Raw genomic sequence first — 21,580 nt, 5'->3', positions numbered from 1 at the left:
ATCATGCGCGTTGCTGACTTTACCTTCGAGCTCCCTGATTCGCTGATTGCTCGCCATCCTTTGGCCGAGCGTCGCGGTAGTCGCCTGTTGACCCTGGATGGGGTCAGCGGCGCCCTGGCACACCGTCAATTCACTGATTTGCTTGAGCATTTGCGCCCAGGCGATTTGATGGTGTTCAACAATACCCGGGTGATTCCGGCGCGGCTGTTTGGCCAGAAAGCTTCCGGCGGCAAGCTGGAAATTCTGGTGGAGCGGGTGCTCGATAGTCATCGCGTGCTGGCCCATGTGCGTTCCAGCAAATCGCCCAAGCCCGGCTCGAAGATTTTGATCGACGGCGGTGGCGAGGCCGAGATGCTGGCGCGTCACGATGCGTTGTTCGAACTGGGGTTTGCCGAAGAGGTGTTGCCGCTGCTCGACCGCGTCGGGCACATGCCGTTGCCTCCTTATATAGACCGCCCGGATGAAGGCTCGGACCGCGAGCGTTATCAGACGGTATACGCCGAGCGCCTGGGCGCGGTGGCGGCGCCGACGGCGGGGCTGCATTTTGATCAGCCGCTGATGGAGGCGATTGCCGCCAAGGGCATCGAGACCGCATTCGTGACCTTGCACGTCGGCGCGGGCACGTTCCAGCCGGTGCGCGTGGAGAAGATCGAAGATCACCACATGCACAGCGAATGGCTGGAAGTTGGCCAGGACGTGGTCGATGCCGTTGCGGCCTGCCGCGCTCGCGGCGGTCGTGTGGTGGCCGTGGGGACCACCAGCGTGCGTTCGCTGGAAAGCGCCGCGCGCGATGGCGTGCTCAAGCCGTTCAGTGGCGACACCGATATCTTTATCTACCCGGGCCGGCCATTTCATGTGGTCGATGCTCTGGTCACCAACTTCCATTTGCCCGAATCCACACTGTTGATGCTGGTTTCGGCGTTCGCCGGTTATCCCGAGACCATGGCCGCCTATAAAGCCGCCGTCGACAACGAATACCGCTTTTTCAGCTACGGTGATGCGATGTTTATCACCCGTAATCCCGCACCACGTGGCCCTGAGGACAAAGAATGAGTCGCCAAAGTCGTATGTCGTTTGAGTTGCTTGCTACTGACGGCAAGGCGCGTCGCGGTCGTTTGACCTTCCCGCGCGGTACCGTCGAGACCCCGGCCTTCATGCCGGTGGGCACGTACGGTACGGTCAAGGGCATGCTGCCGCGGGATATCGTCGCCACCGGCGCGGAAATCATTCTGGGCAACACCTTCCACTTGTGGCTGCGTCCTGGCACCGAAGTGATCAAGAAGCACGGCGACCTGCACGATTTCATGCAGTGGAAAGGCCCGATTCTGACCGACTCCGGCGGTTTCCAGGTGTTCAGCCTGGGCGCCATGCGCAAGATCAAGGAGGAGGGCGTGACCTTCGCCTCTCCGGTCGACGGCGCCAAAGTGTTCATGGGGCCGGAAGAGTCGATGCAGGTCCAGCGTGACCTGGGCTCGGACATCGTGATGATCTTCGACGAATGCACCCCGTACCCGGCCGACGAAGACGTCGCTCGCGTATCGATGGAGCTGTCGTTGCGCTGGGCTCAGCGTTCGAAGAATGCACATGGCGACAACACGGCGGCGTTGTTCGGCATCGTCCAGGGCGGCATGCACCAGGATCTGCGCATGCGTTCGCTGGAAGGCCTCGACAAGATCGGCTTCGACGGCCTGGCCATCGGTGGTCTGTCGGTGGGCGAGCCCAAGCACGAGATGATCAAGGTGCTCGATTACCTGCCGGGTCAGATGCCGGCTGACAAACCTCGTTACCTTATGGGCGTTGGCAAACCGGAAGATCTGGTTGAGGGTGTGCGCCGCGGTGTGGACATGTTCGATTGCGTGATGCCAACCCGTAATGCCCGCAACGGGCATCTGTTCATTGATACAGGCGTGCTGAAGATCCGTAACGCGTTCCATCGCCATGATGATTCGCCGCTGGATCCGACCTGCGATTGCTATACCTGCCAGAACTTCTCCCGCGCTTATCTGCATCACCTGGACAAGTGCGGCGAAATGCTGGGAAGCATGCTCAATACCATCCATAACTTGCGCCATTATCAAGTGCTTATGGCTGGTTTGCGCGAGGCTATTCAACAGGGTACATTGGCCGCCTTTGTCGATGCCTTCTACGCCAAACGCGGGTTGCCTGTTCCGCCTTTGGACTGAGTTTTCTGACCCCAAGATTCAACATTTGCAACTGGAGTGCTAAATGAGCTTTTTTATCTCTAATGCCATGGCTGACGCTGCTGCACCTGCGGCAGGCCCGATGGGCGGCGGCTTTGAGTGGATTTTCCTGGTCGGTTTCCTGGTTATCTTCTACCTGATGATCTGGCGTCCACAGGCCAAGCGCGCCAAAGAGCAGAAGAACCTGCTGAGCAGCCTGCAAAAAGGTGACGAAGTTGTGACCACCGGTGGTATCGCCGGCAAAATCACCAAAGTGTCCGACGACTTCGTGGTTCTGGAAGTGTCCGATACCGTTGAAATGAAGTTCCAGAAAGGCGCCATCGCCGCCACGCTGCCAAAAGGCACGCTCAAAGCGATCTAAGTTACAACTTCTACTCAATCGACGGGGCGCGCAAGGCGCCCCGCGTCATAAGCGGGCGGCGTGATGCTGAACAAATACCCTCTGTGGAAATACATTCTGATCCTGGCGGTGCTGGCGGTCGGTCTGATTTATTCCGCTCCCAATCTATATCCTGATGACCCGGCCATTCAGGTCAGCGGTGCAAGCACTGCGCTGCAAGTCAATCAAGCTGATCTGGACCGTGTGAGCACCGCGCTCAAGGAATCCGGGATCAACGTCAAGGCGGCCACGCTGGCGGCAAACGGCAAGGGCGGTCTGATTCGCCTGGTCAAGGCTGAAGACCAGTTGCCAGCCAAAGACGTTGTGCGCAAGGCATTGGGCGATGACTACGTCGTTGCACTGAACCTGGCGCAAACCACCCCGCAATGGCTGCGCAGCCTGGGCGCGCACCCGATGAAGCTGGGTCTGGACTTGTCCGGTGGTGTGCACTTCCTGCTGGAAGTGGACATGGACAAAGCCCTCGACGCACGCCTGAAAGTCTACGAAGGCGATGTGAAGAGCCTGTTGCGCAAAGAGAAACTGCGCTATCGCAGCCTGCCGCAACTGGGCGGTGCCATTCAGCTGGGCTTCACTGATGAAGACTCCCGCGAACAGGCCCGTGCGCTGATCCGCAAGAACTTCAACGATTTCGACATTGTTCCGGCCGACCTCAATGGCCAACCGGTACTGCGTCTGGCGATGACCCCGGCCAAGCTGGCGGAAATCCGTGAATACTCCATCAAGCAGAACTTGACCACGGTACGTAACCGCGTCAACGAGCTGGGTGTTGCCGAACCTATCGTTCAGCGCCAGGGCGCCAACCGCATCGTGGTTGAGCTGCCGGGCGTGCAAGACACCGCAGAAGCCAAGCGTATCCTCGGCAAGACGGCCAACCTGGAGTTCCGTCTGGCGGCTGAGCCTGGCGCTTCGAAAGCCACTTCCGAGGAATTCGAGTTCCGTGAAGGCAAGCGTCCTCCGGCTCTGATCGAGCGTGGCCTGATCATCACCGGTGACCAGGTGACTGACGCCAAGGCCGGCTTCGGCGAGCACGGTACGCCAGAAGTGAACATCCGTCTGGATGGCCACGGTGGCGAGCTGATGAGTCGTGCGACTCGCAGCAACGTCGGCCGCAGCATGGCAGTGATCTTCATCGAACAGCGTCCGGTCACCACTTACGTCAAGCAAGTGGTCAACGGCGTCGAGAAAGACGTGCCGGTTCAGACGTTCAAGGAAGAGAAGAAGATCATCAGCCTGGCGACCATCCAGTCGCCGCTGGGTGCCCAGTTCCGCATCACTGGCCTGAACGGCCAGGGCGAATCGTCCGAGCTGGCGCTGCTGCTGCGTGCCGGTGGTCTGGCGGCTCCGATGTACTTCGCTGAAGAGCGCACCATTGGCCCAAGCCTGGGTGCCGACAACATCACCAAAGGTATCGATGCATCGTTGTGGGGCATGCTGTTTGTCTCGCTGTTCATCATGGCCATCTACCGCTTCTTCGGCCTCATCGCCACCGTTGCGCTGGCAGTGAACATGGTGATGCTGCTGGCCTTGATGTCGCTGCTGGGTGCAACGCTGACCCTGCCGGGTATCGCCGGTATCGTATTGACCATGGGTATGGCGGTCGACGCCAACGTCCTGATCTTCTCGCGGATACGTGAAGAGATCGCGGCCGGCATGACCGTACAACGGGCAATCAACGAAGGCTTCGGCCGGGCATTCACCGCGATTCTCGACGCCAACCTGACAACCTTGTTGGTGGGCGGGATTCTCTTTGCCATGGGCACCGGCCCGGTCAAGGGTTTCGCCGTGACCATGTCCCTCGGGATCTTTACCTCGATGTTCACGGCCATCATGGTGACCCGCGCGATGGTCAACCTGATCTTCGGCGGTCGTGACTTCAAGAAGTTGTGGATTTAAGGGGCTGCCATGTTACGTACAATCAACTTCATGGGCGTTCGCAACTTTGCGTTCGGCGTCACATTGTTCCTTACCGCGCTGGCAATGTTCAGTGTCTTTCATAAGGGCATGAACTGGGGCCTGGACTTCACCGGCGGTACGCTCATCGAGCTGACCTACGAGCGTCCGGCCGATGTCACCAAGGTGCGTGAGCAACTGGCTACAGCCGGTTATCACGAAGCCATCGTGCAGAACTTCGGTGCGACTACCGATCTTCTGGTGCGCATGCCTGGCGAAGATCCGCAACTGGGTCACCAGGTGGCTGAAGCGCTGCAGAAAGTCGGCGGCGACAACCCGGCTCAGGTCAAGCGTGTCGAGTTCGTCGGCCCGCAGGTGGGTGAAGAACTGCGCGACCAGGGCGGCCTCGGCATGCTGATGGCGCTGGGTGGCATCCTGATCTACCTGGCTTTCCGCTTTCAGTGGAAGTTTGCGGTCGGTGCGATCGTGTCCTTGATCCACGACGTTATCGTGACCGTCGGTATCCTGTCGTTCTTCCAGATCACCTTCGACCTGACGGTGCTGGCGGCGGTACTGGCGATCATCGGTTACTCGCTCAACGACACCATCGTGGTATTCGACCGGGTTCGTGAGAACTTCCGCGTCCTGCGCAAGGCCAGCCTGATCGAGAACATCAACATCTCGACCACGCAAACCCTGCTGCGGACCATGGCGACGTCGATCTCCACCTTGCTGGCGATCGCGGCCCTGTTGTTCTTCGGTGGCGACAACCTGTTCGGTTTCTCCATTGCCCTGTTCATCGGTGTTCTGGCGGGTACTTACTCCTCGATCTACATCGCGAACGTGGTGCTGATCTGGCTGAACCTGAACAGCGAAGACCTGATTCCTGTGGCGACGAGCGAGAAGGAAGTCGACGACCGTCCATAACGGTTATCTTTTTCCTGCTGCAAGCCGAGAAGGCGCGAGTGTTGAACTCGCGCCTTTTTTCATGCTCCAAGGCTGGGAGAAGCGCGGGTTTGTCCCGTCTGTTATAGCCAGGAGGTTCATGTGAACAAGTCGTTGCTGGTTGGTGCGGTATTGGGTGCTGTCGGTGTGACTGCCGGTGGTGCTGTTGCCACCTACAAACTGGTTAAAAGCGGCCCTGAGTATGCACAAGTGCTGGCCGTTGAACCGGTCAAGACACAAATCAAGACTCCACGTGAAGTGTGCAAGGACGTTACGGTGACCCGGCAAGCGCCGGTGAAAGACCAACACCAGATCGCCGGTACGGTGGTCGGCGCCCTGGCTGGTGGCCTGTTGGGCAATCAGATCGGCGGCGGTACAGGCAAGAAAATCGCCACAGTGGCCGGTGCGGTCGGCGGCGGTTATGCGGGTAACAAGGTGCAGGAAGGCATGCAGGAGCGTGACACCTACACCACGACTCAGACTCGCTGTAACACGGTCAATGACATCAGCGACAAGGTCGTAGGCTACGACGTTCGTTATTCGCTGGACGGCAAGGAAGGCAAGGTGCGGATGGATCGCGATCCGGGCAATCAGATTCCGGTCGACAAGGATGGCAAGCTGATCCTGGGGCAGAACGAACCGGCCCGGTAATGAGCTGAGCGTCTACTCAAAAAGAAGCATCCCGCAAGGGATGCTTTTTTTGTGCCCGAATTTCATGTGTCACCTTCAACGTGTTATGCAAGACTCTTCATTTTTGCGGCCTTTTGCCCGCCAGTCCTGAGCCCCCATGCCTGCCATCGATCATCCCCTGATAGACCAGTTCCTCGACGCCCTGTGGCTGGAGAAAGGCCTTTCCGATAACACCCGCGATGCCTATCGCAGCGACCTGGCCTTGTTCAACGGCTGGTTGCAGGAAAAAGGCCTGGAGCTGATCAACGCCGGGCGCGAGTTGATCCTCGATCACCTGGCCTGGCGCCTGGAGCAAAACTACAAGCCCCGTTCTACGGCGCGATTCCTCTCCGGCGTGCGTGGTTTCTATCGCTATTTGTTGCGGGAAAAGCTGATTGCCGTGGATCCGACCCTGCGCGTGGATATGCCGCAACTGGGTAGGCCATTGCCTAAATCCTTATCGGAAGCCGATGTGGAGGCCTTGCTGGCCGCGCCGGACTTGAGCGAGGCCATCGGTCAGCGTGATCGCGCCATGCTTGAGGTGCTTTACGCGTGTGGCTTGCGGGTGACGGAGCTGATCAGCCTGACGCTGGAACAGGTCAACCTGCGCCAAGGCGTGCTGCGGGTGATGGGCAAGGGCAGCAAGGAACGGCTGGTGCCGATGGGCGAGGAGGCGATTGTCTGGGTCGAGCGTTACATGCGCGATGCCCGTGGCGAGTTGCTGGGCGGGCGTCCCAGCGATGTGCTGTTCCCCAGCCTGCGCGGTGAGCAGATGACCCGCCAGACCTTCTGGCATCGCATCAAGCACCAGGCCAAGGTCGCCGGGATCGGCAAGTCGCTGTCGCCGCATACCTTGCGTCATGCCTTCGCCACGCACCTGCTCAACCATGGTGCCGACCTTCGGGTGGTGCAAATGTTGCTCGGCCACAGCGATCTCTCCACCACCCAGATCTATACTCACGTCGCTCGGGCGCGCTTGCAGGATCTGCATGCCAAGCATCACCCCAGAGGCTAATCAATGCGGGATGGTTACAAACCCTGTGGCGAGGGGGCTTGCCCCCCATTCGGCTGCGCAGCAGTCGTCAAGCCTCACGCCTCGGTCCATATGTCGGATAGGGATCGCCAAAGAGGGGCTGCTTCGCAACCCAACGGGGGCAAGCCCCCTCGCCACACGGGCCTTATGTGGTAGGCTTTGCCGGTTTGCACGATGGGCGGTTATGACCCGGTGTTTCGGCACGGGCGTTCTGATCGTCCCATTTGTCCGCCTTCAGGAGTTCTCATGCGTCTGACCCAGATTTTCGCCGCTGCAGCCATTGCGTTGGTCAGCACCTTTGCCGTCGCCGATGACGCGGCCGACCAAGCCATTCGTAAAAGCCTGGAAAACCTCCAGCTCGACGTGCCGGTCGAAACCATCACCGCCAGCCCGCTGCCAGGTCTGTACGAAGTCAAGCTCAAGGGCAGCCGCGTGCTTTACGCCAGCGCCGACGGCCAATACGTCGTTCAGGGCTACCTGTTCCAGCTCAAGGACGGTAAACCGGTCAACCTGACCGAGAAGACCGAACGCCTGGGCATTGCCAAGCTGATCAACGACATTCCAGTGGCGGAAACCGTGGTCTACCCGGCCATCGGCGAAACCAAGTCGCACATCACCGTGTTCACCGACACCACTTGCCCGTATTGCCACAAGCTGCACGCCGAAGTGCCTGAGCTGAACAAGCGCGGCATCGAAGTGCGTTATGTGGCGTTCCCGCGCCAGGGCCTGGGCTCGCCGGGTGACGAGCAACTGCAAGCCGTGTGGTGTTCGAAAGACAAGAAAGCCGCCATGGACAAAATGGTCGATGGCAAGGAAATCAAGGCCGCCAAGTGCGATAACCCGGTGTCCAAGCAGTTTTCCCTCGGTCAGTCGATTGGCGTGAACGGTACACCGGCCATCGTTTTGGCTGACGGTCAGGTCATTCCGGGCTACCAGCCTGCGCCACAAGTCGCCAAACTGGCACTGGGCGCGAAGTAAATTCGCATCGTCACGGCCAGCCTTTGACGAGCGTGGTCCGGCGGCAGCATTTGCCGGGCCATCAATAGAGAGCCGCGAACCTGCGGCTGTTTTCACGGCCGGCCTCGAGTCGGCCGTTTTATGGGGAGTTCACAGTGAAACCGGTCAAAGTAGGCATCTGTGGGTTAGGGACCGTCGGTGGCGGTACCTTCAACGTACTTCAGCGCAACGCCGAGGAAATTGCTCGTCGTGCCGGGCGTGGAATCGAAGTGGCACAAATTGCCATGCGCACGCCAAAGCCTCAGTTCCAGACGACCGGTATTGCGATTACCAACGATGTCTTCGAAGTGGCCACGAACCCTGAGATCGACATCGTCATAGAGCTGATGGGCGGCTATACCGTTGCCCGCGAGCTGGTACTCAAGGCCATCGAGAATGGCAAGCATGTGGTCACCGCGAACAAGGCACTGATTGCCGTTCACGGTAATGAAATTTTCGCCAAGGCTCGCGAGAAGGGCGTGATCGTTGCGTTCGAAGCGGCCGTGGCCGGCGGCATTCCGGTGATCAAGGCGATCCGTGAAGGCTTGTCCGCCAACCGTATCAACTGGGTGGCCGGCATCATCAACGGCACCGGTAACTTCATCCTTACCGAAATGCGTGAAAAAGGCCGGACCTTCGAAGACGTGCTGGCCGAAGCGCAAGCCCTGGGCTACGCCGAAGCCGACCCGACGTTCGACGTCGAAGGCATCGACGCCGCCCACAAGCTGACGATCCTGGCTTCCATCGCGTTCGGCATTCCGCTGCAATTCGACAAGGCCTACACCGAAGGCATCACCAAGCTGACCACCGCTGACGTGAACTACGCCGAAGCGCTGGGCTATCGCATCAAGCACCTGGGCGTGGCGCGCAGCACCGCGGCCGGTATCGAGTTGCGCGTGCACCCGACGCTGATCCCGGCCGATCGCCTGATCGCCAACGTCAACGGCGTGATGAACGCGGTGATGGTCAACGGTGATGCTGCCGGTTCGACCCTGTTCTACGGTGCTGGTGCCGGCATGGAACCGACTGCTTCGTCGGTAATCGCCGACCTGGTGGACGTGGTTCGCGCCATGACCTCCGACCCGGAAAACCGTGTACCGCACCTGGCCTTCCAGCCGGATTCGCTGTCGGCCCACCCGATCCTGCCGATCGAAGCCTGCGAAAGCGCTTACTACCTGCGCATTCAGGCCAAGGACCATCCGGGCGTGTTGGCCCAGGTGGCGAGCATCCTGTCGGAGCGCGGCATCAACATCGAATCGATCATGCAGAAGGAAGTCGAGGAACACGACGGCCTGGTGCCGATGATCCTGCTGACCCATCGTGTGCTGGAACAGCACATCAACGATGCGATCGCTGCCCTGGAAGCCTTGGCGGGCGTGGTCGGTCCGGTTGTACGGATCCGCGTCGAGCACCTGAACTAAGCCGTTATCGTTCACCGGGCCCGCACGCGGGCCCGGCATTGCGAACACTGTCCATTGGAGTCAGTCATGCGTTACATCAGTACCCGCGGCCAGGCACCGGCCCTGAATTTCGAAGACGTCCTGCTGGCCGGTCTAGCCACCGACGGCGGTCTGTACGTCCCGGAAAACCTGCCACGTTTCACTCAGGAAGAAATCGCTTCCTGGGCCGGCCTGCCGTATCACGAACTGGCCTTCCGGGTGATGCGCCCGTTCGTCACCGGCAGCATCCCCGATGCCGATTTCAAAAAGATTCTTGAAGAAACGTACGGCGTGTTTTCCCACAACGCCGTGGCGCCGTTGCGTCAGCTGAACAGCAACGAATGGGTGCTGGAGCTGTTCCACGGCCCGACCCTGGCGTTCAAGGACTTCGCCCTGCAACTGCTCGGTCGCCTGCTCGACTACGTACTGGAAAAACGCGGTGAGCGCGTGGTGATCGTCGGCGCTACCTCCGGTGACACCGGTTCGGCGGCCATCGAAGGCTGCAAGCATTGCGAAAACGTTGACATCTTCATCCTGCATCCACACAACCGCGTGTCCGAAGTGCAGCGTCGCCAGATGACCACCATCTTCGGCGAGAACATCCATAACATCGCCATCGAAGGCAACTTCGATGACTGCCAGGAAATGGTCAAGGCGAGCTTCGCCGACCAGAGCTTCCTCAAGGGCACTCGCCTGGTAGCGGTGAACTCGATCAACTGGGCGCGGATCATGGCCCAGATCGTTTACTACTTCCACGCAGCCCTGCAACTGGGTGGCCCGGCGCGTTCGGTATCGTTCTCGGTGCCGACCGGCAACTTCGGCGATATCTTCGCCGGTTACCTGGCGCGCAACATGGGCCTGCCGATCAACCAGTTGATCGTCGCCACCAACCGCAACGACATCCTGCACCGCTTCATGAGCGGCAATCAGTACGTCAAGGAAACCCTGCACGCCACGCTATCGCCGTCCATGGACATCATGGTCTCGTCGAACTTCGAACGCCTGCTGTTCGACCTGCACGGTCGCAACGGCGCGGCGATTGCCGGTTTGATGGACACCTTCAAGCAGGGCGGCGGTTTCAGCGTCGAGCAGGAACGCTGGACCGAGGCGCGCAAGCTGTTCGATTCGCTGGCGGTGGATGACGCCCAAACCTGCGAAACCATTGCCGAAGTCTTCGAGCAAACCGGCGAGCTGCTGGACCCACACACCGCCATCGGCGTGAAGGCCGCGCGCGAATGCCGTCGCAGCCTGGATATCCCTATGGTGATCCTGGGCACGGCTCATCCGGTCAAATTCCCGGACGCGGTGGAAAAAGCTGGTGTAGGAAAAGCACTCGAACTACCTGCACATCTTTCTGATTTGTTTGAGCGAGACGAGCGTTGCACCGTGTTGCCGAATGACCTGAAAGCCGTGCAGGCCTTTGTCAGTCAGCATGGCAACCGCGGCAAGCCACTGTAACCGGTAAAAGCTGTCACATTTTGAAGCCCGTCTCCTGACGGGCTTTCTCATTTCTGCATGCCACACTTGTCGGGTTTCGTAAATGAAGAGCCGCCCATGAAGGGCGGGCGAGACGATCACCAAGGAAGTGGCAATGCTGTTTTTTAGAGGGTTTAAACCAGCTGCGTGCTGGATATTTCTGGTCGGAGCCATGAGCGTTGCTCAATGGGGGCTGGCGGCGCAATTGGCGGCTTATGAGCCCCGGGGGGCGGTCGCCGAGGCCGCTATCGGGCTAGACGCTCAGGAGCTGCAATGGATTGCGGAACATCCGACGGTCACCGTCGCGTCGGCGCAGTACCCGTTGTATCTGTTCAAGGATGAGCATGGACACTGGAGCGGGTTGAACAACGATGTGCTCAACCGCATCAGCGCCATGACAGGGCTGAAGTTCCTCCATGAAGAGACGTTTTCCACCGATCAATTGCTGGAGCGGCTGGAAAGCGGCGCGGCAGACATTAGCACCACACTGGCAATGAGTGAGGAGCGCAAGGAGTTCCTGGATTTCAGTCATGCGTTCGGTGGTGCGGGCTGGGTGTTCGTCGGGCGAGCGGGCGCGCCAACGGTGCAATCCATGCAGCAACTGTCGAAAAGAGTACTGGTGCTGCCAGCCCGGCATGCGCTGGAGGCGACCATTCGTCGCGACTATCCGGCCATCGAGCTACGTTCGGTCAAAACCTACGCCGAGGCCAGAGCGTTGGTCGAAAGCGGCGAAGCCTACGCCACCATCGAGAATGAAACCGGGGCGCAGCTCTATCCGTCAGGGCAGCTCAAGGTGGGCGATACGGTGGAGGGTAAATGGGAAGCTGATCATCTGGCGCTACGCAAAGGGCAGCCGCAATTGTTGAGCATCCTCAACAAGGCGCTCGAAGCGTTTCCGCCTGCCGAGTTACGCGCGATTCGCTTGAAGTGGCTCGATGGCATTGTTCCTGTACAGACGCCTTCGACCTGGCAGCAAATAACCGAATGGGGCTGTTGGAGCGTTTTTTTCGCCAGTGTTTTTGCGCTGCTATCCCTGCTGTGGAACCGGCGACTCACGGTGTTGATCCAGCAACGTCGGGACGCCGAAAAAGACCTCAATGACCAGCTCGCCTTCCAGCATGCCTTGATAGACGCCATGCCCGATCCGATGTTCGTGCGTGATCTGGAAGGGCGCTTGATCATGTGCAACAAGAGTTATGAAGAGGGGTTGTCGACCCGTTTCGACCAGATTCAGGGGCGTCGACTGATCGAACTCGATGTCTTGCCCAAAGAAACCGCCGAGCAACTGCACGCCGAGTTCATGGCCCAGCTCGGTACGCGCAAGACCCGCTTCAGCGAACGTCAGTTGATGTTCAAGGACGGCGTCAGGGACATCTATCAGTGGACGGTGCCGTTTTACAGTGCCGACGGTCAATTGCGAGGACTGCTGGGCGGATGGACCGATCTGGCCAAGCGGACAAGGCAGTTGTAAAGCGCAATGCCTGTAGCAGCTGCCGAGCCTGCGAGGCTGCGTTCGGCTGCGCAGCAGTCGTAAAACCTGCTTGCAAGGTCTGACTGAAGCACCGCGTGGCCTGGATTCACGACTGCTGCGCAGCCGAACGCAGCCTTCGGCAGCTGCTACAAGGAATGCGTCTCGGGTGAAAGGGTTTAAACGCGGCTGTTTTTTTACTGTCATCTTTTCCGGGCATGCTTTATCCACCAGAGGCGCCGGTGCGCCTGCCGTTGGAATCCAGAACTTTCTTCTCGGGCCTGGGGTCATTTACTGTGGATACGCCCCAGGCACTTTGTTTGCGGACTATTGAGTGGTGATCGAGATGGAAAGTATCAGTCTATTGCTCGGCGAGGCTCTGAGCCCGTACCAAGTCACGTTGACCCCATCGGGTGCCCATGGCGAATGCCTGGTGACGCTCAAGAGTGCGACCGGCGCTATCGTGGTCGAACGGCTGTTCAATCAGGCCCAGTTAACCGATAAACGTCTGCTGACGGATGTCGTCGACGGCTTGCACCGTGACGTGCTGATCGCTGAAGGACGCCTGGAGCCCTGTGTTATCGCGGCGTTGCGCAATGCTGCTCAGGACAAGCGCCTGGCCAGCCGAAATTGAAGTGTTTTTTGTGGGAACCTTCCTGCGCCAAGGTCAGTCAGACCATGTAACGGCAGGATCAAGCATTGTGCTCCGGTGCTTGTAGCTTGCTGCTACGGGTCTGTAATACAGGCCACGTTTAACCCCGAGTTGTCTCCCCACTTCTCGGGGTTTCTTTTTGCCTGCGATTTGTCATTGCGTGGCCTGATGCTCGAAAAAGGCCTTGGTTTCTTCCAGGTAATTCTTGCGTCTTTGCGGGTCGAGCCAGTCGGCATACAACGGGTCCAGGTGCTCGCGGGGCAGGGCGCGCAATAGTCGGTTGATTTCACTGATCGCCTGTCGACCCAGGGGCGTATTCGAGCAACCGATGTACACGGGCATGTAGTTGCCCGTGCCTTTGACCGGGTAGAACTCCAGTTGCTCATCGGCCAGGTTTTCCTGATGGGCCTGATAGCGGATTTCCGGCCAGTAACCCAATACCACCTGCAAACGACCCAAGCGTTGCATCTGCAGCAGGCTGCCGAGGGCGTCATTGCCATAGTGGGGCGTCAGCGCGCCGGCTGGCGCCTGTTGCAGCAGTGTGTCGAGGAACTCACCGTAACGGCGCTCGGCGATCACACCGACTTTCTGTCGACCGCTGGCCAACAGGGCCGCCAGATCGACTGCACCGTTGGAAAGAAACGGCTCCAGCACCGACCGATCTTCACGTCGGATCACCAGCCCATTGCTGACCACCCGGAAGGCCGGAATGGAATACGTGATCCACTGTTCGCGCTCCCTGCTCCAGACCAGCGAGGGGTCGCAGGTAAAGGATTCTTCGTGAAGCATCTGCATGCCGCGGGCGCGATTGACCCGTATCAGGGTATGTTCGTACTGCGGCATACCGGCGATCAGCAGGGGCATCAGTTGGTCAATGACGCCCTGGCCTTTTTTCGGGCCTTCGAAGATCGTCAGTGGCGGCAGGTCGCGCAACAGCCAGAACAAATGCTCCTTGGGTTGCGCCAGGGCCGGGGATATCAGGCCCGACAACAGCCCGAGCGCCGCCAGCAGGCGCCCGATGCCGGCGTAATCGAGGACAGATGAAAGCAGGCGATTCAGCTTAGATGGCCCCGTCTTCACGCAGTCGTGCGATCTGTGCCGGGTCGTAGCCCAGATCGTGGAGGACTTGCGCATTGTGTTCACCCAACTGCGGCCCGACCCATTCCGAGGTGCCGGGTGTCTCGGAAAGCTTCGGTACGATGCCGGGCATCTTGAAGTCCTTGCCGTCGGGCAGCTTGGCTTGCAGGAACATTTCCCGGGCCAGGTATTGCGGATCGCTGAACATGTCTTCGGCGCTGAAGATCCGGCTGGCGGGAACGTCGGCCTGGTTCAATTGCTCGATCACCGCGTCCAGCGGCAGTGAGTTGACCCAGCGATCGATCACCCCGTAAATCTCGTCGCGACGGCTGTCACGCCCGTCGTTGCTGGCCAGCACTGGGTCGTTGGCCAGATCCTCGCGGCCGATGATCAGCATGAATCGCTTGAAGATCGCATCGCCGTTGGCGCCGATCTGCACGTGTTTGCCATCGGCGCTGGTGTGGATGGAGGAGGGTGTGATGCCCGGCATGATGTTGCCGGTGCGTTCGCGGATGAAGCCGAACACATCGAACTCCGGGACCATGCTTTCCATCATGGCGAAGATCGCTTCATACAGCGCCACGTCAACCACTTGCCCCAAACCGCCGTTGACCTCGCGATGACGCAAGGCCATCAGTGCGCCGATCACGCCCCAGAGCGCGGCAATCGAGTCGCCGATGGAAATCCCGGTGCGCACTGGCGGCCGGTCCTCGAACCCGGTGATGTAGCGCAGGCCGCCCATGGACTCACCGACCGCACCGAAGCCCGGCTGATCTTTCATGGGGCCGGTCTGGCCAAAGCCCGAGAGCCGCACCATCACCAGTTTCGGGTTCAGTGCGTGCAAGACTTCCCAGCCCAGGCCGAGCTTTTCCAGCACGCCGGGGCGAAAATTCTCGATCAGGATGTCCGCTTCACTGAGCAGCTGTTTCAGGATCGCCAGGCCATCGGGGTGTTTCAGGTTCAGGGTCAGGGATTTCTTGTTGCGCGCCTGAACGAACCACCACAGCGAGGTGCCTTCATACAACTTGCGCCATTTGCGCAACGGATCACCGCCGTCCGGTGACTCGATCTTGATCACTTCGGCGCCGAATTCGCCGCAAATACGCGAGGCAAACGGCCCGGCAATCAACGTACCCAATTCGATGACTTTCAGACCCGAGAGCGGTTTATTGGAGAACGGCATGCGAAATCCTGTAGGACAAAGGCTGAGCGAATACAGCGTTTTATCATAGGCCGACATCCATCGCCCAAAGTTGATTCGCCTTCAATTCGTTGATTGCCCTCTTGCATCGGTTAGACTTGCCGCCTTTCCCCGTATCAAGAAGCCCGTTCATGGCCCAGCCGTCCACGACCTACAAGTTTGAACTGAACCTCACCGACCTCGACCGCAGCGTCTACGAGAACGTGAAGCAGACCATCGCCCGTCACCCTTCGGAAACCGAAGAGCGCATGACCGTGCGGCTGCTGGCCTACGCCTTCTGGTACAACGAGCAGCTGTCCTTTGGCCGTGGTCTGTCAGACGTGGATGAACCGGCGCTGTGGGAAAAGAGCCTGGACGACCGTGTCCTGCACTGGATCGAAGTCGGCCAGCCAGACGCCGACCGCCTGACCTGGTGCTCGCGCCGCACCGAACGCACCAGCCTGCTGGCTTACGGCAGCCTGCGTGTCTGGGAAGGCAAAGTGATCCCGGCGATCAAGACCCTGAAAAACGTCAACATCGCCGCCGTGCCCCAGGAAGTGCTGGAAACCCTGGCCAAGGACATGCCGCGCGTTATCAAGTGGGACGTGATGATCAGCGAAGGAACGATTTTCGTCACCGACGACCGTGGTCAGCACGAAGTCCAGTTGCAATGGCTGGCCGGCGAACGCGGCTGATTATTCGCCGCTTGGCCGCGTCCCCCCGGTTTTATCCTACGTATTCAAGAGAAGCACCTGTCACCCCATGCGCATCGAACCTCGCCTGTTGCCCGACACCCTGCCATTCCTCGGTGATATTCCACCGCTGCTGACCCGCCTTTATGCGGCTCGGGGCGTGCAGTCCGAGGCTGAACTGGACAAGAGCCTGGCGCGGCTGATTCCGTTCCAGCAGCTCAAGGGCATCGAGGCGGCGGTGGATTTGCTGGTAACGGCGCTGGAGCAGCGTCAGCGGATTCTGATCGTTGGCGACTTCGATGCCGATGGCGCGACGGCCAGTACCGTGGGCATGTTGGGGTTACGTCTGTTGGGCGCGGCGCATGTCGACTATCTGGTGCCAAACCGCTTCGAGTACGGCTACGGCCTGACCCCGGAAATCGTCGAAGTGGCGCTGACCCGCGAGCCGCAGTTGCTGATCACCGTGGACAATGGCATTTCCAGCGTCGAAGGCGTGGCAGCGGCGAAAAAGGCCGGGCTCAAGGTGCTGGTCACCGATCACCACTTGCCCGGCGACGAGCTGCCGTTGGCCGATGCCATCGTCAATCCGAACCAGCCGGGTTGCGAATTCCCGAGCAAAGCCCTGGCCGGTGTCGGAGTGATTTTCTATGTACTGATGGCCCTGCGTGCGCGTTTGCGCAGCCTGGGCTGGTACGAGAGCAAGCCGCAGCCGAACATTGGCGAATTGCTCGACCTGGTGGCGCTGGGCAGCGTCGCCGACGTGGTGCCGCTGGATGCCAACAACCGGATTCTGGTGCATCAGGGCCTGGAGCGAATTCGCGCCGGGCGCGCACGGCCGGGGATCAAGGCGATCCTTGAAGTGGCCAAGCGTGATCATTCGCGCATCACCTCCACTGACCTGGGCTTTATCCTCGGTCCGCGTCTGAACGCGGCAGGGCGGCTGGATGACATGAGCCTGGGCATCGAGTGCCTGCTCACCGAAGACGCTGGCGCCGCCCGTGAAATGGCGGCTCAGCTGGATGGCATGAACCAGGACCGTAAATCCATCGAGCAGGGCATGCAGCGCGAGGCGCTGGCCCAACTCAAGGATCTGCCGGTGGAATCGATGCCGTTCGGCCTGTGCCTGTTCGATCCCGAGTGGCACCAGGGCGTCATCGGTATCCTCGCGTCGCGTATGAAAGAGCGCTATTTCCGTCCGACCATTGCCTTTGCCGATGCTGGCGAAGGCCTGCTCAAAGGCTCGGGGCGTTCGGTTCAGGGCTTTCACATTCGTGATGCCTTGAGCGTGGTCGCGGCGCAGCATCCAAACCTGATCAGCAAATACGGTGGCCATGCCATGGCGGCCGGCCTGACCTTACCGGAAGCGAATTTTCCGTTGTTCGCCGAAGCCTTCGATGCCGAAGTGCGCAGGCAAATGCGCGAAGAAGACCTGACCGGGCGACTGCTGTCGGACGGCACCCTGGCGGTCGAGGAGTTTCACCTGGAACTGGCCCGCGCCCTGCGCCACGCCGGGCCTTGGGGGCAACACTTTCCGGAGCCGTTGTTTCACGGGGTGTTCCAGTTGGTCGAGCAACGAGTGGTTGGCGAGCGGCACCTCAAAGTGGTGCTGAAAAGTGAATGCGGCTCGGTGAAGCTGGATGGCATCGCCTTCGGGATCGACCGGGACATCTGGCCGAATCCGACCATCAAGTGGGTCGAATTGGCCTACAAGCTCGACCTCAACGAGTTTCGCGGAAACGAGACTGTACAGTTGATGATTGCCCACATCGAACCGCGATAATGTCTAACTGCTGTTGTGGTTTTGGTTTGACCTCAAATTGGCGGTGTTTCATTTCTTGAACCCTCCCTGATCCCGCGATGTCGACTAGGCTCTAAGCACTGCTTGATTATCCTTGTGACGTCTTGTCGAATTTTTTGCCCGCGGGGGCGGGTGCTGCACCTTTTTCCTGTCACTCGTCGACTATTCAAACAGAACCCTGGAGCCTGCCCACTGATTTGAGAGGTGCCCCATGAGTCTGCTGCTTGAACCCTATACCCTTCGTCAATTGACCCTGCTTAACCGCATCGCGGTGTCACCGATGTGCCAGTACTCCAGCGTCGATGGGCTGGCTAATGACTGGCATCTGGTCCATCTCGGCAGCCGCGCGATCGGCGGCGCAGGTCTGGTATTCACCGAAGCCACGGCGGTCACCGCCGATGGGCGTATCACCGCCCAGGACCTAGGTCTCTGGAATGATCAACAGATCGAACCCTTGCAACGTATTACGCGTTTCATTGCCGCTCAGGGCGCCGTTGCCGGCATCCAGCTGGCCCATGCCGGGCGCAAGGCCAGCACGCATCGGCCGTGGCTGGGCAAGCATGGCAGCGTCAAACCGGAAGATGGCGGCTGGATTCCGGTCGGCCCTTCGCCGATCGCTTTCGACCCCCAGCACACACCACCCAAGCAGCTTAATGAAAGTGAGATCGCCGAGGTCGTCCAGGCTTTCGTCGATTCGGCCAAACGGGCGTTGATCGCCGGTTTCAAAGTGGTCGAAGTGCACGCCGCCCATGGGTATCTGCTACATCAATTTCTTTCGCCCTTGAGCAATCAACGGCGCGATCAGTACGGTGGCTCATTCGAGAATCGTATTCGGCTGGTGCTGCAAGTCACCGAAGCGGTGCGGGCCGTGTGGCCTGAAGAGTTACCGGTGTTTGTGCGGGTTTCGGCCACCGACTGGGTGGAGGATGGCTGGAACCCTGACGAAACCGTGGAGCTGGCGCGACGCCTGAAAGACCTGGGTGTGGATCTGATTGATGTTTCGTCAGGTGGTACGGCGGTGAACGCCGAGATTCCTACAGGGCCCGGTTATCAGACCCGATTTGCTGAGCGGGTACGTAAAGAGTCGGGCATTGCCACCGGCACGGTAGGCATGATCACCGAGCCAGCCCAGGCCGAGCATATTCTGCGTACCTGTCAGGCCGACATCATCTTCCTCGCCCGGGAGTTGTTGCGTGATCCGTATTGGCCGCTGCATGCCGATGACGATCTGGGTGGGCACAAGGCGATCTGGCCGGCGCAATACCAACGGGCCACTCATCGTGACCAGCCGATTCATGAATCGGATTTGCGTGACTGAAGGCCGCTGTAAAAACGAAAAACCCCGGTCGGGTTGACCGGGGCTTTTTAACGCCAAAAGATCGCAGCCTATATCAGGTGTACTTGCGCTTATCCGGCGCCGGCGGGAAATACTGGTACAACCAGGTTTCACTCAACGTGCGGTCATTGGTGCGAATGAACAACCGCAGCTCCACCGGCGCCACGCTGTCATTGGTCGGGTACCAGTCAAAGGTGATTCGGTAGCCCTTTATGTCATCGAGCACCAGCACGTTGAAATCCTTCACCTGACCGTTCGAGCAGGTCACCACCGGTTCGATCCCCGCGCCTTCGGGCAAGCGGTCCAACCCGCCGCCGGTGAAGTCCACGGCAAAGCGGCGTGCCCAGACTTCAGGATAATGCTCACCCGGTGCCCAGCCTTCGACGAAGCCGCCCATGCCCGAACGGGTCGCGTTGACCCGCGCCAGCGGCGTACCCGTCGGTGGCAGGGCGCTCCAATAGAGCTTGTAGCCGTAGTTCAGGGAGTCACCGGCGGCGACCGGTTTCTTCGGCGTCCAGAACGCGACGATGTTGTCCAGGGTTTCGCCGGTCGTAGGAATTTCCAGCAAATCGATAGAGCCTTCGCCCCACGCGGTTGTAGGTTCTACCCACAGGCTCGGGCGCTTGCTGTACCAGTCGACGGTGTCCTGATAACTGTCGAATTCATGGTCGGTCTGCACCAGGCCAAAGCCTTTCGGGTCGGTGTCGGCGAAGGCGTTGAATTGCAGGGTGGCCGGGTTGTTCAGCGGACGGCAGATCCACTCGCCGTTGCCACGCCACATGGCCAGGCGATCGGAGTCGTGGATTTGCGGGTGAATGGTGTCGCACATACGGCGTTCGTGGGTGCCGCAGCTGAACATGCTGGTCATCGGTGCGATGCCCAGTTGCTCGATGGCGGTGCGGGCATTGACGTGGGCGTCGACTTCCATCACCACGCGCTCGGCCTGGCAATCGATGTCAAAACGGTAGGCCCCGGTGGCGCTTGGCGAATCGAGCAGGGCGTACACCACGAATCGGGTGCTGTCCTTGTCCGGTGTCTCGAACCAGAACTTGGTGAAGTCCGGGAATTCTTCACGCTTCTTGGCGTAGGTGTCGATTGCCAGGCCGCGGGCCGACAAACCGTACTGGCCGGTGGCGTCTACCGCACGGAAATAGCTGGCGCCGAGGAACGACAAGACGTCGTGCTGATCCAGCTCCGGGGCCTTGAACAGCTTGAACCCGGAAAATCCCAGGTCGCCCTTGAGCTGCTGGGTATCGACGGTGGTTTTTTCATAATTGAACAGCGACGGGCGGAAATGCACCTCGCGCGCCAGTCGAGTCTTGGGATCGACGCTGTACATGCGCACCGGCTGCTTGAAACCCATGCCGACGTGGAAGAACTGCACGTCCAGCTGACCTTTCAGATCCTTCCACAGCGAGTGATTGCCGTCGTAGCGGATCGCGTTGAAGTTCTGCGGCGTCATGGTTGCCAGCGTCGGCGGCAGCACCTGTTTGGTGTCCTGATACGGCTTGCCGGCGAGCTGTTTGGCCTGGCTCTTCAGCGCTTCGAAGTCGAACGCCTGGGCGTCGCCATCGGCAGTGCCACTGCCGGCCCAGGCGTTTGCGGCCAGCAGGCCGGTGGCCGAGAGACCGGTGTAAGCCGCGATGGCCATGGACGCTTTGAGCAAATTCCTGCGATGCATAAGTACAACCTGTCGTGAACAATCCCGCGCCGTTCCTGGCACGTGCTGGATCAGAAATAGCGGTTCGGACATGCCTTGGCCAAACACAACGGACTGTAAAGAGATGCCAAATAGCTTAAACCGTTCGATTACAGAGCAAAAATGATTGATAGCACCGCGACAGCGCGGCAATGAAACAAGACATGTCAGGTAACGTTTCTCACAGCGTTTTCTGATTTATAGGGCATATCTGCTTTTTTCGACTAATTACTCTAAAAACCGCTTTTCAGCGCCGATTTAATTTCTATTCTATGGGCATGACCGGTTTCGGCCCTTCAGGCCGGTGGGTTCAGTGCACACAAGACGGCCGCTGAAAGTGATAGGGCGATGCGGTTTTGCAGTTTTCTTTGACGTATAGAAGGACATCGTCCATGTCGAAAGTACAAGGCATCACTGAAATGTTAGGACTCTTTCCCTGCCTGGCCACCGGGCGGCGAAGGCGTCGTCTCAGTTCGGAGGAGTTGAAGTTGGTGGAGCGCTATCGCGAGCTGTCGGAGAGTGACCGGATTGCGATGCGCTATCTGGTGGATGCGATGAGGAGTGTTTCGCGGTTTTGAGGTGCAAAGGCTTTGTCCGTTGAGCAAAAGATCGCGGCCTGCGGCAGCGCT

19 protein-coding genes are annotated in these 21,580 nt (G+C 59.6%); 16 read left to right on the top strand and 3 right to left on the bottom strand.

What is annotated here, in order from left to right; all coding sequences use genetic code 11:
* Positions 1-3: 3 nt before the first annotated feature.
* From queA to AC1DQM_RS23565, 12 genes are all read left to right on the top strand, one after another.
* The gene (gene queA, locus AC1DQM_RS23620; protein ID WP_105344839.1) at positions 4-1,053 is read left to right on the top strand and encodes a tRNA preQ1(34) S-adenosylmethionine ribosyltransferase-isomerase QueA; all 1,050 of its coding nucleotides are present in this window, start codon (positions 4-6) and stop codon (positions 1,051-1,053) included.
* A gap of 14 nt (positions 1,054-1,067) precedes the next feature.
* The gene (gene tgt, locus AC1DQM_RS23615) at positions 1,068-2,183 is read left to right on the top strand and encodes a tRNA guanosine(34) transglycosylase Tgt (protein WP_019651852.1); all 1,116 of its coding nucleotides are present in this window, start codon (positions 1,068-1,070) and stop codon (positions 2,181-2,183) included.
* Between the two features lie 43 nt (positions 2,184-2,226).
* The gene (gene yajC / locus AC1DQM_RS23610; RefSeq protein ID WP_007934009.1) at positions 2,227-2,562 is read left to right on the top strand and encodes a preprotein translocase subunit YajC; all 336 of its coding nucleotides are present in this window, start codon (positions 2,227-2,229) and stop codon (positions 2,560-2,562) included.
* Positions 2,563-2,625: 63 nt separating this feature from the next.
* A complete protein-coding gene (gene secD / locus AC1DQM_RS23605; RefSeq protein ID WP_018926707.1) occupies positions 2,626-4,494 on the top strand; it encodes a protein translocase subunit SecD in 1,869 nt (622 codons plus the stop codon).
* 9 nt (positions 4,495-4,503) lie between these two features.
* The gene (secF, locus tag AC1DQM_RS23600; RefSeq protein ID WP_018926706.1) at positions 4,504-5,418 is read left to right on the top strand and encodes a protein translocase subunit SecF; all 915 of its coding nucleotides are present in this window, start codon (positions 4,504-4,506) and stop codon (positions 5,416-5,418) included.
* Between the two features lie 120 nt (positions 5,419-5,538).
* A complete protein-coding gene (locus AC1DQM_RS23595) occupies positions 5,539-6,087 on the top strand; it encodes a glycine zipper 2TM domain-containing protein (RefSeq protein WP_018926705.1) in 549 nt (182 codons plus the stop codon).
* A gap of 136 nt (positions 6,088-6,223) precedes the next feature.
* Positions 6,224-7,120: a site-specific tyrosine recombinase XerD gene (xerD, locus tag AC1DQM_RS23590; protein ID WP_019651849.1), complete on the top strand. Its 897-nt coding sequence runs from the start codon at positions 6,224-6,226 to the stop codon at positions 7,118-7,120.
* A 264-nt stretch (positions 7,121-7,384) separates the two neighbouring features.
* Complete coding sequence (locus AC1DQM_RS23585) at positions 7,385-8,116, top strand: DsbC family protein (RefSeq protein WP_477746935.1); 732 nt, start codon at positions 7,385-7,387, stop codon at positions 8,114-8,116.
* Between the two features lie 134 nt (positions 8,117-8,250).
* Positions 8,251-9,555 carry a homoserine dehydrogenase gene (locus AC1DQM_RS23580; RefSeq protein WP_018926703.1) on the top strand — a complete coding sequence of 435 codons (1,305 nt, stop codon included), beginning with the start codon at positions 8,251-8,253 and terminating at the stop codon, positions 9,553-9,555.
* 66 nt (positions 9,556-9,621) lie between these two features.
* A complete protein-coding gene (gene thrC / locus AC1DQM_RS23575) occupies positions 9,622-11,031 on the top strand; it encodes a threonine synthase (protein WP_019651847.1) in 1,410 nt (469 codons plus the stop codon).
* A 133-nt stretch (positions 11,032-11,164) separates the two neighbouring features.
* Positions 11,165-12,520, top strand: coding sequence for a transporter substrate-binding domain-containing protein (locus AC1DQM_RS23570; protein ID WP_477746934.1), 1,356 nt, complete (start codon positions 11,165-11,167; stop codon positions 12,518-12,520).
* Between the two features lie 343 nt (positions 12,521-12,863).
* The gene (locus AC1DQM_RS23565; protein WP_019581629.1) at positions 12,864-13,151 is read left to right on the top strand and encodes a DUF3509 domain-containing protein; all 288 of its coding nucleotides are present in this window, start codon (positions 12,864-12,866) and stop codon (positions 13,149-13,151) included.
* Between the two features lie 171 nt (positions 13,152-13,322).
* Here AC1DQM_RS23565 and AC1DQM_RS23560 read toward each other — a convergent pair whose 3' ends face one another.
* Positions 13,323-14,249, bottom strand: a complete 927-nt coding sequence (locus AC1DQM_RS23560; protein WP_138866857.1) for a TIGR02285 family protein — start codon at positions 14,247-14,249, stop codon at positions 13,323-13,325.
* On the bottom strand, positions 14,230-15,429 hold the full coding sequence (locus AC1DQM_RS23555) for a CaiB/BaiF CoA transferase family protein (RefSeq protein ID WP_018926698.1): 1,200 nt from the start codon (positions 15,427-15,429) through the stop codon (positions 14,230-14,232). The genes AC1DQM_RS23560 and AC1DQM_RS23555 overlap by 20 nt, the downstream gene beginning before the upstream one ends.
* A 149-nt stretch (positions 15,430-15,578) precedes the next feature.
* Between AC1DQM_RS23555 and AC1DQM_RS23550 the strand changes: the two genes are divergently transcribed.
* The 3 genes from AC1DQM_RS23550 to AC1DQM_RS23540 all read left to right on the top strand — a co-directional run bounded on the left by AC1DQM_RS23550 (position 15,579) and on the right by AC1DQM_RS23540 (position 19,234).
* Complete coding sequence (locus tag AC1DQM_RS23550; protein WP_007940622.1) at positions 15,579-16,121, top strand: YaeQ family protein; 543 nt, start codon at positions 15,579-15,581, stop codon at positions 16,119-16,121.
* Positions 16,122-16,188: 67 nt separating this feature from the next.
* The gene (gene recJ, locus AC1DQM_RS23545; protein WP_477746933.1) at positions 16,189-17,898 is read left to right on the top strand and encodes a single-stranded-DNA-specific exonuclease RecJ; all 1,710 of its coding nucleotides are present in this window, start codon (positions 16,189-16,191) and stop codon (positions 17,896-17,898) included.
* A gap of 229 nt (positions 17,899-18,127) precedes the next feature.
* Complete coding sequence (locus AC1DQM_RS23540) at positions 18,128-19,234, top strand: NADH:flavin oxidoreductase/NADH oxidase (protein ID WP_018926696.1); 1,107 nt, start codon at positions 18,128-18,130, stop codon at positions 19,232-19,234.
* Positions 19,235-19,307: 73 nt separating this feature from the next.
* On the opposite strand, the gene AC1DQM_RS23535 is transcribed toward AC1DQM_RS23540, so the two are convergent.
* Positions 19,308-20,933: a glucan biosynthesis protein D gene (locus tag AC1DQM_RS23535; protein ID WP_019581625.1), complete on the bottom strand. Its 1,626-nt coding sequence runs from the start codon at positions 20,931-20,933 to the stop codon at positions 19,308-19,310.
* A 410-nt stretch (positions 20,934-21,343) separates the two neighbouring features.
* Here AC1DQM_RS23535 and AC1DQM_RS23530 point away from each other — a divergent pair, with 410 nt between their 5' ends.
* The gene (locus AC1DQM_RS23530; RefSeq protein WP_007940616.1) at positions 21,344-21,529 is read left to right on the top strand and encodes a hypothetical protein; all 186 of its coding nucleotides are present in this window, start codon (positions 21,344-21,346) and stop codon (positions 21,527-21,529) included.
* The last annotated feature ends 51 nt before the right edge of the window (positions 21,530-21,580 follow it).

It is taken from the genome of Pseudomonas sp. 01L34 (genome assembly GCF_056400265.1).
This window is presented reverse-complemented; position numbering and strand designations above follow the sequence as displayed.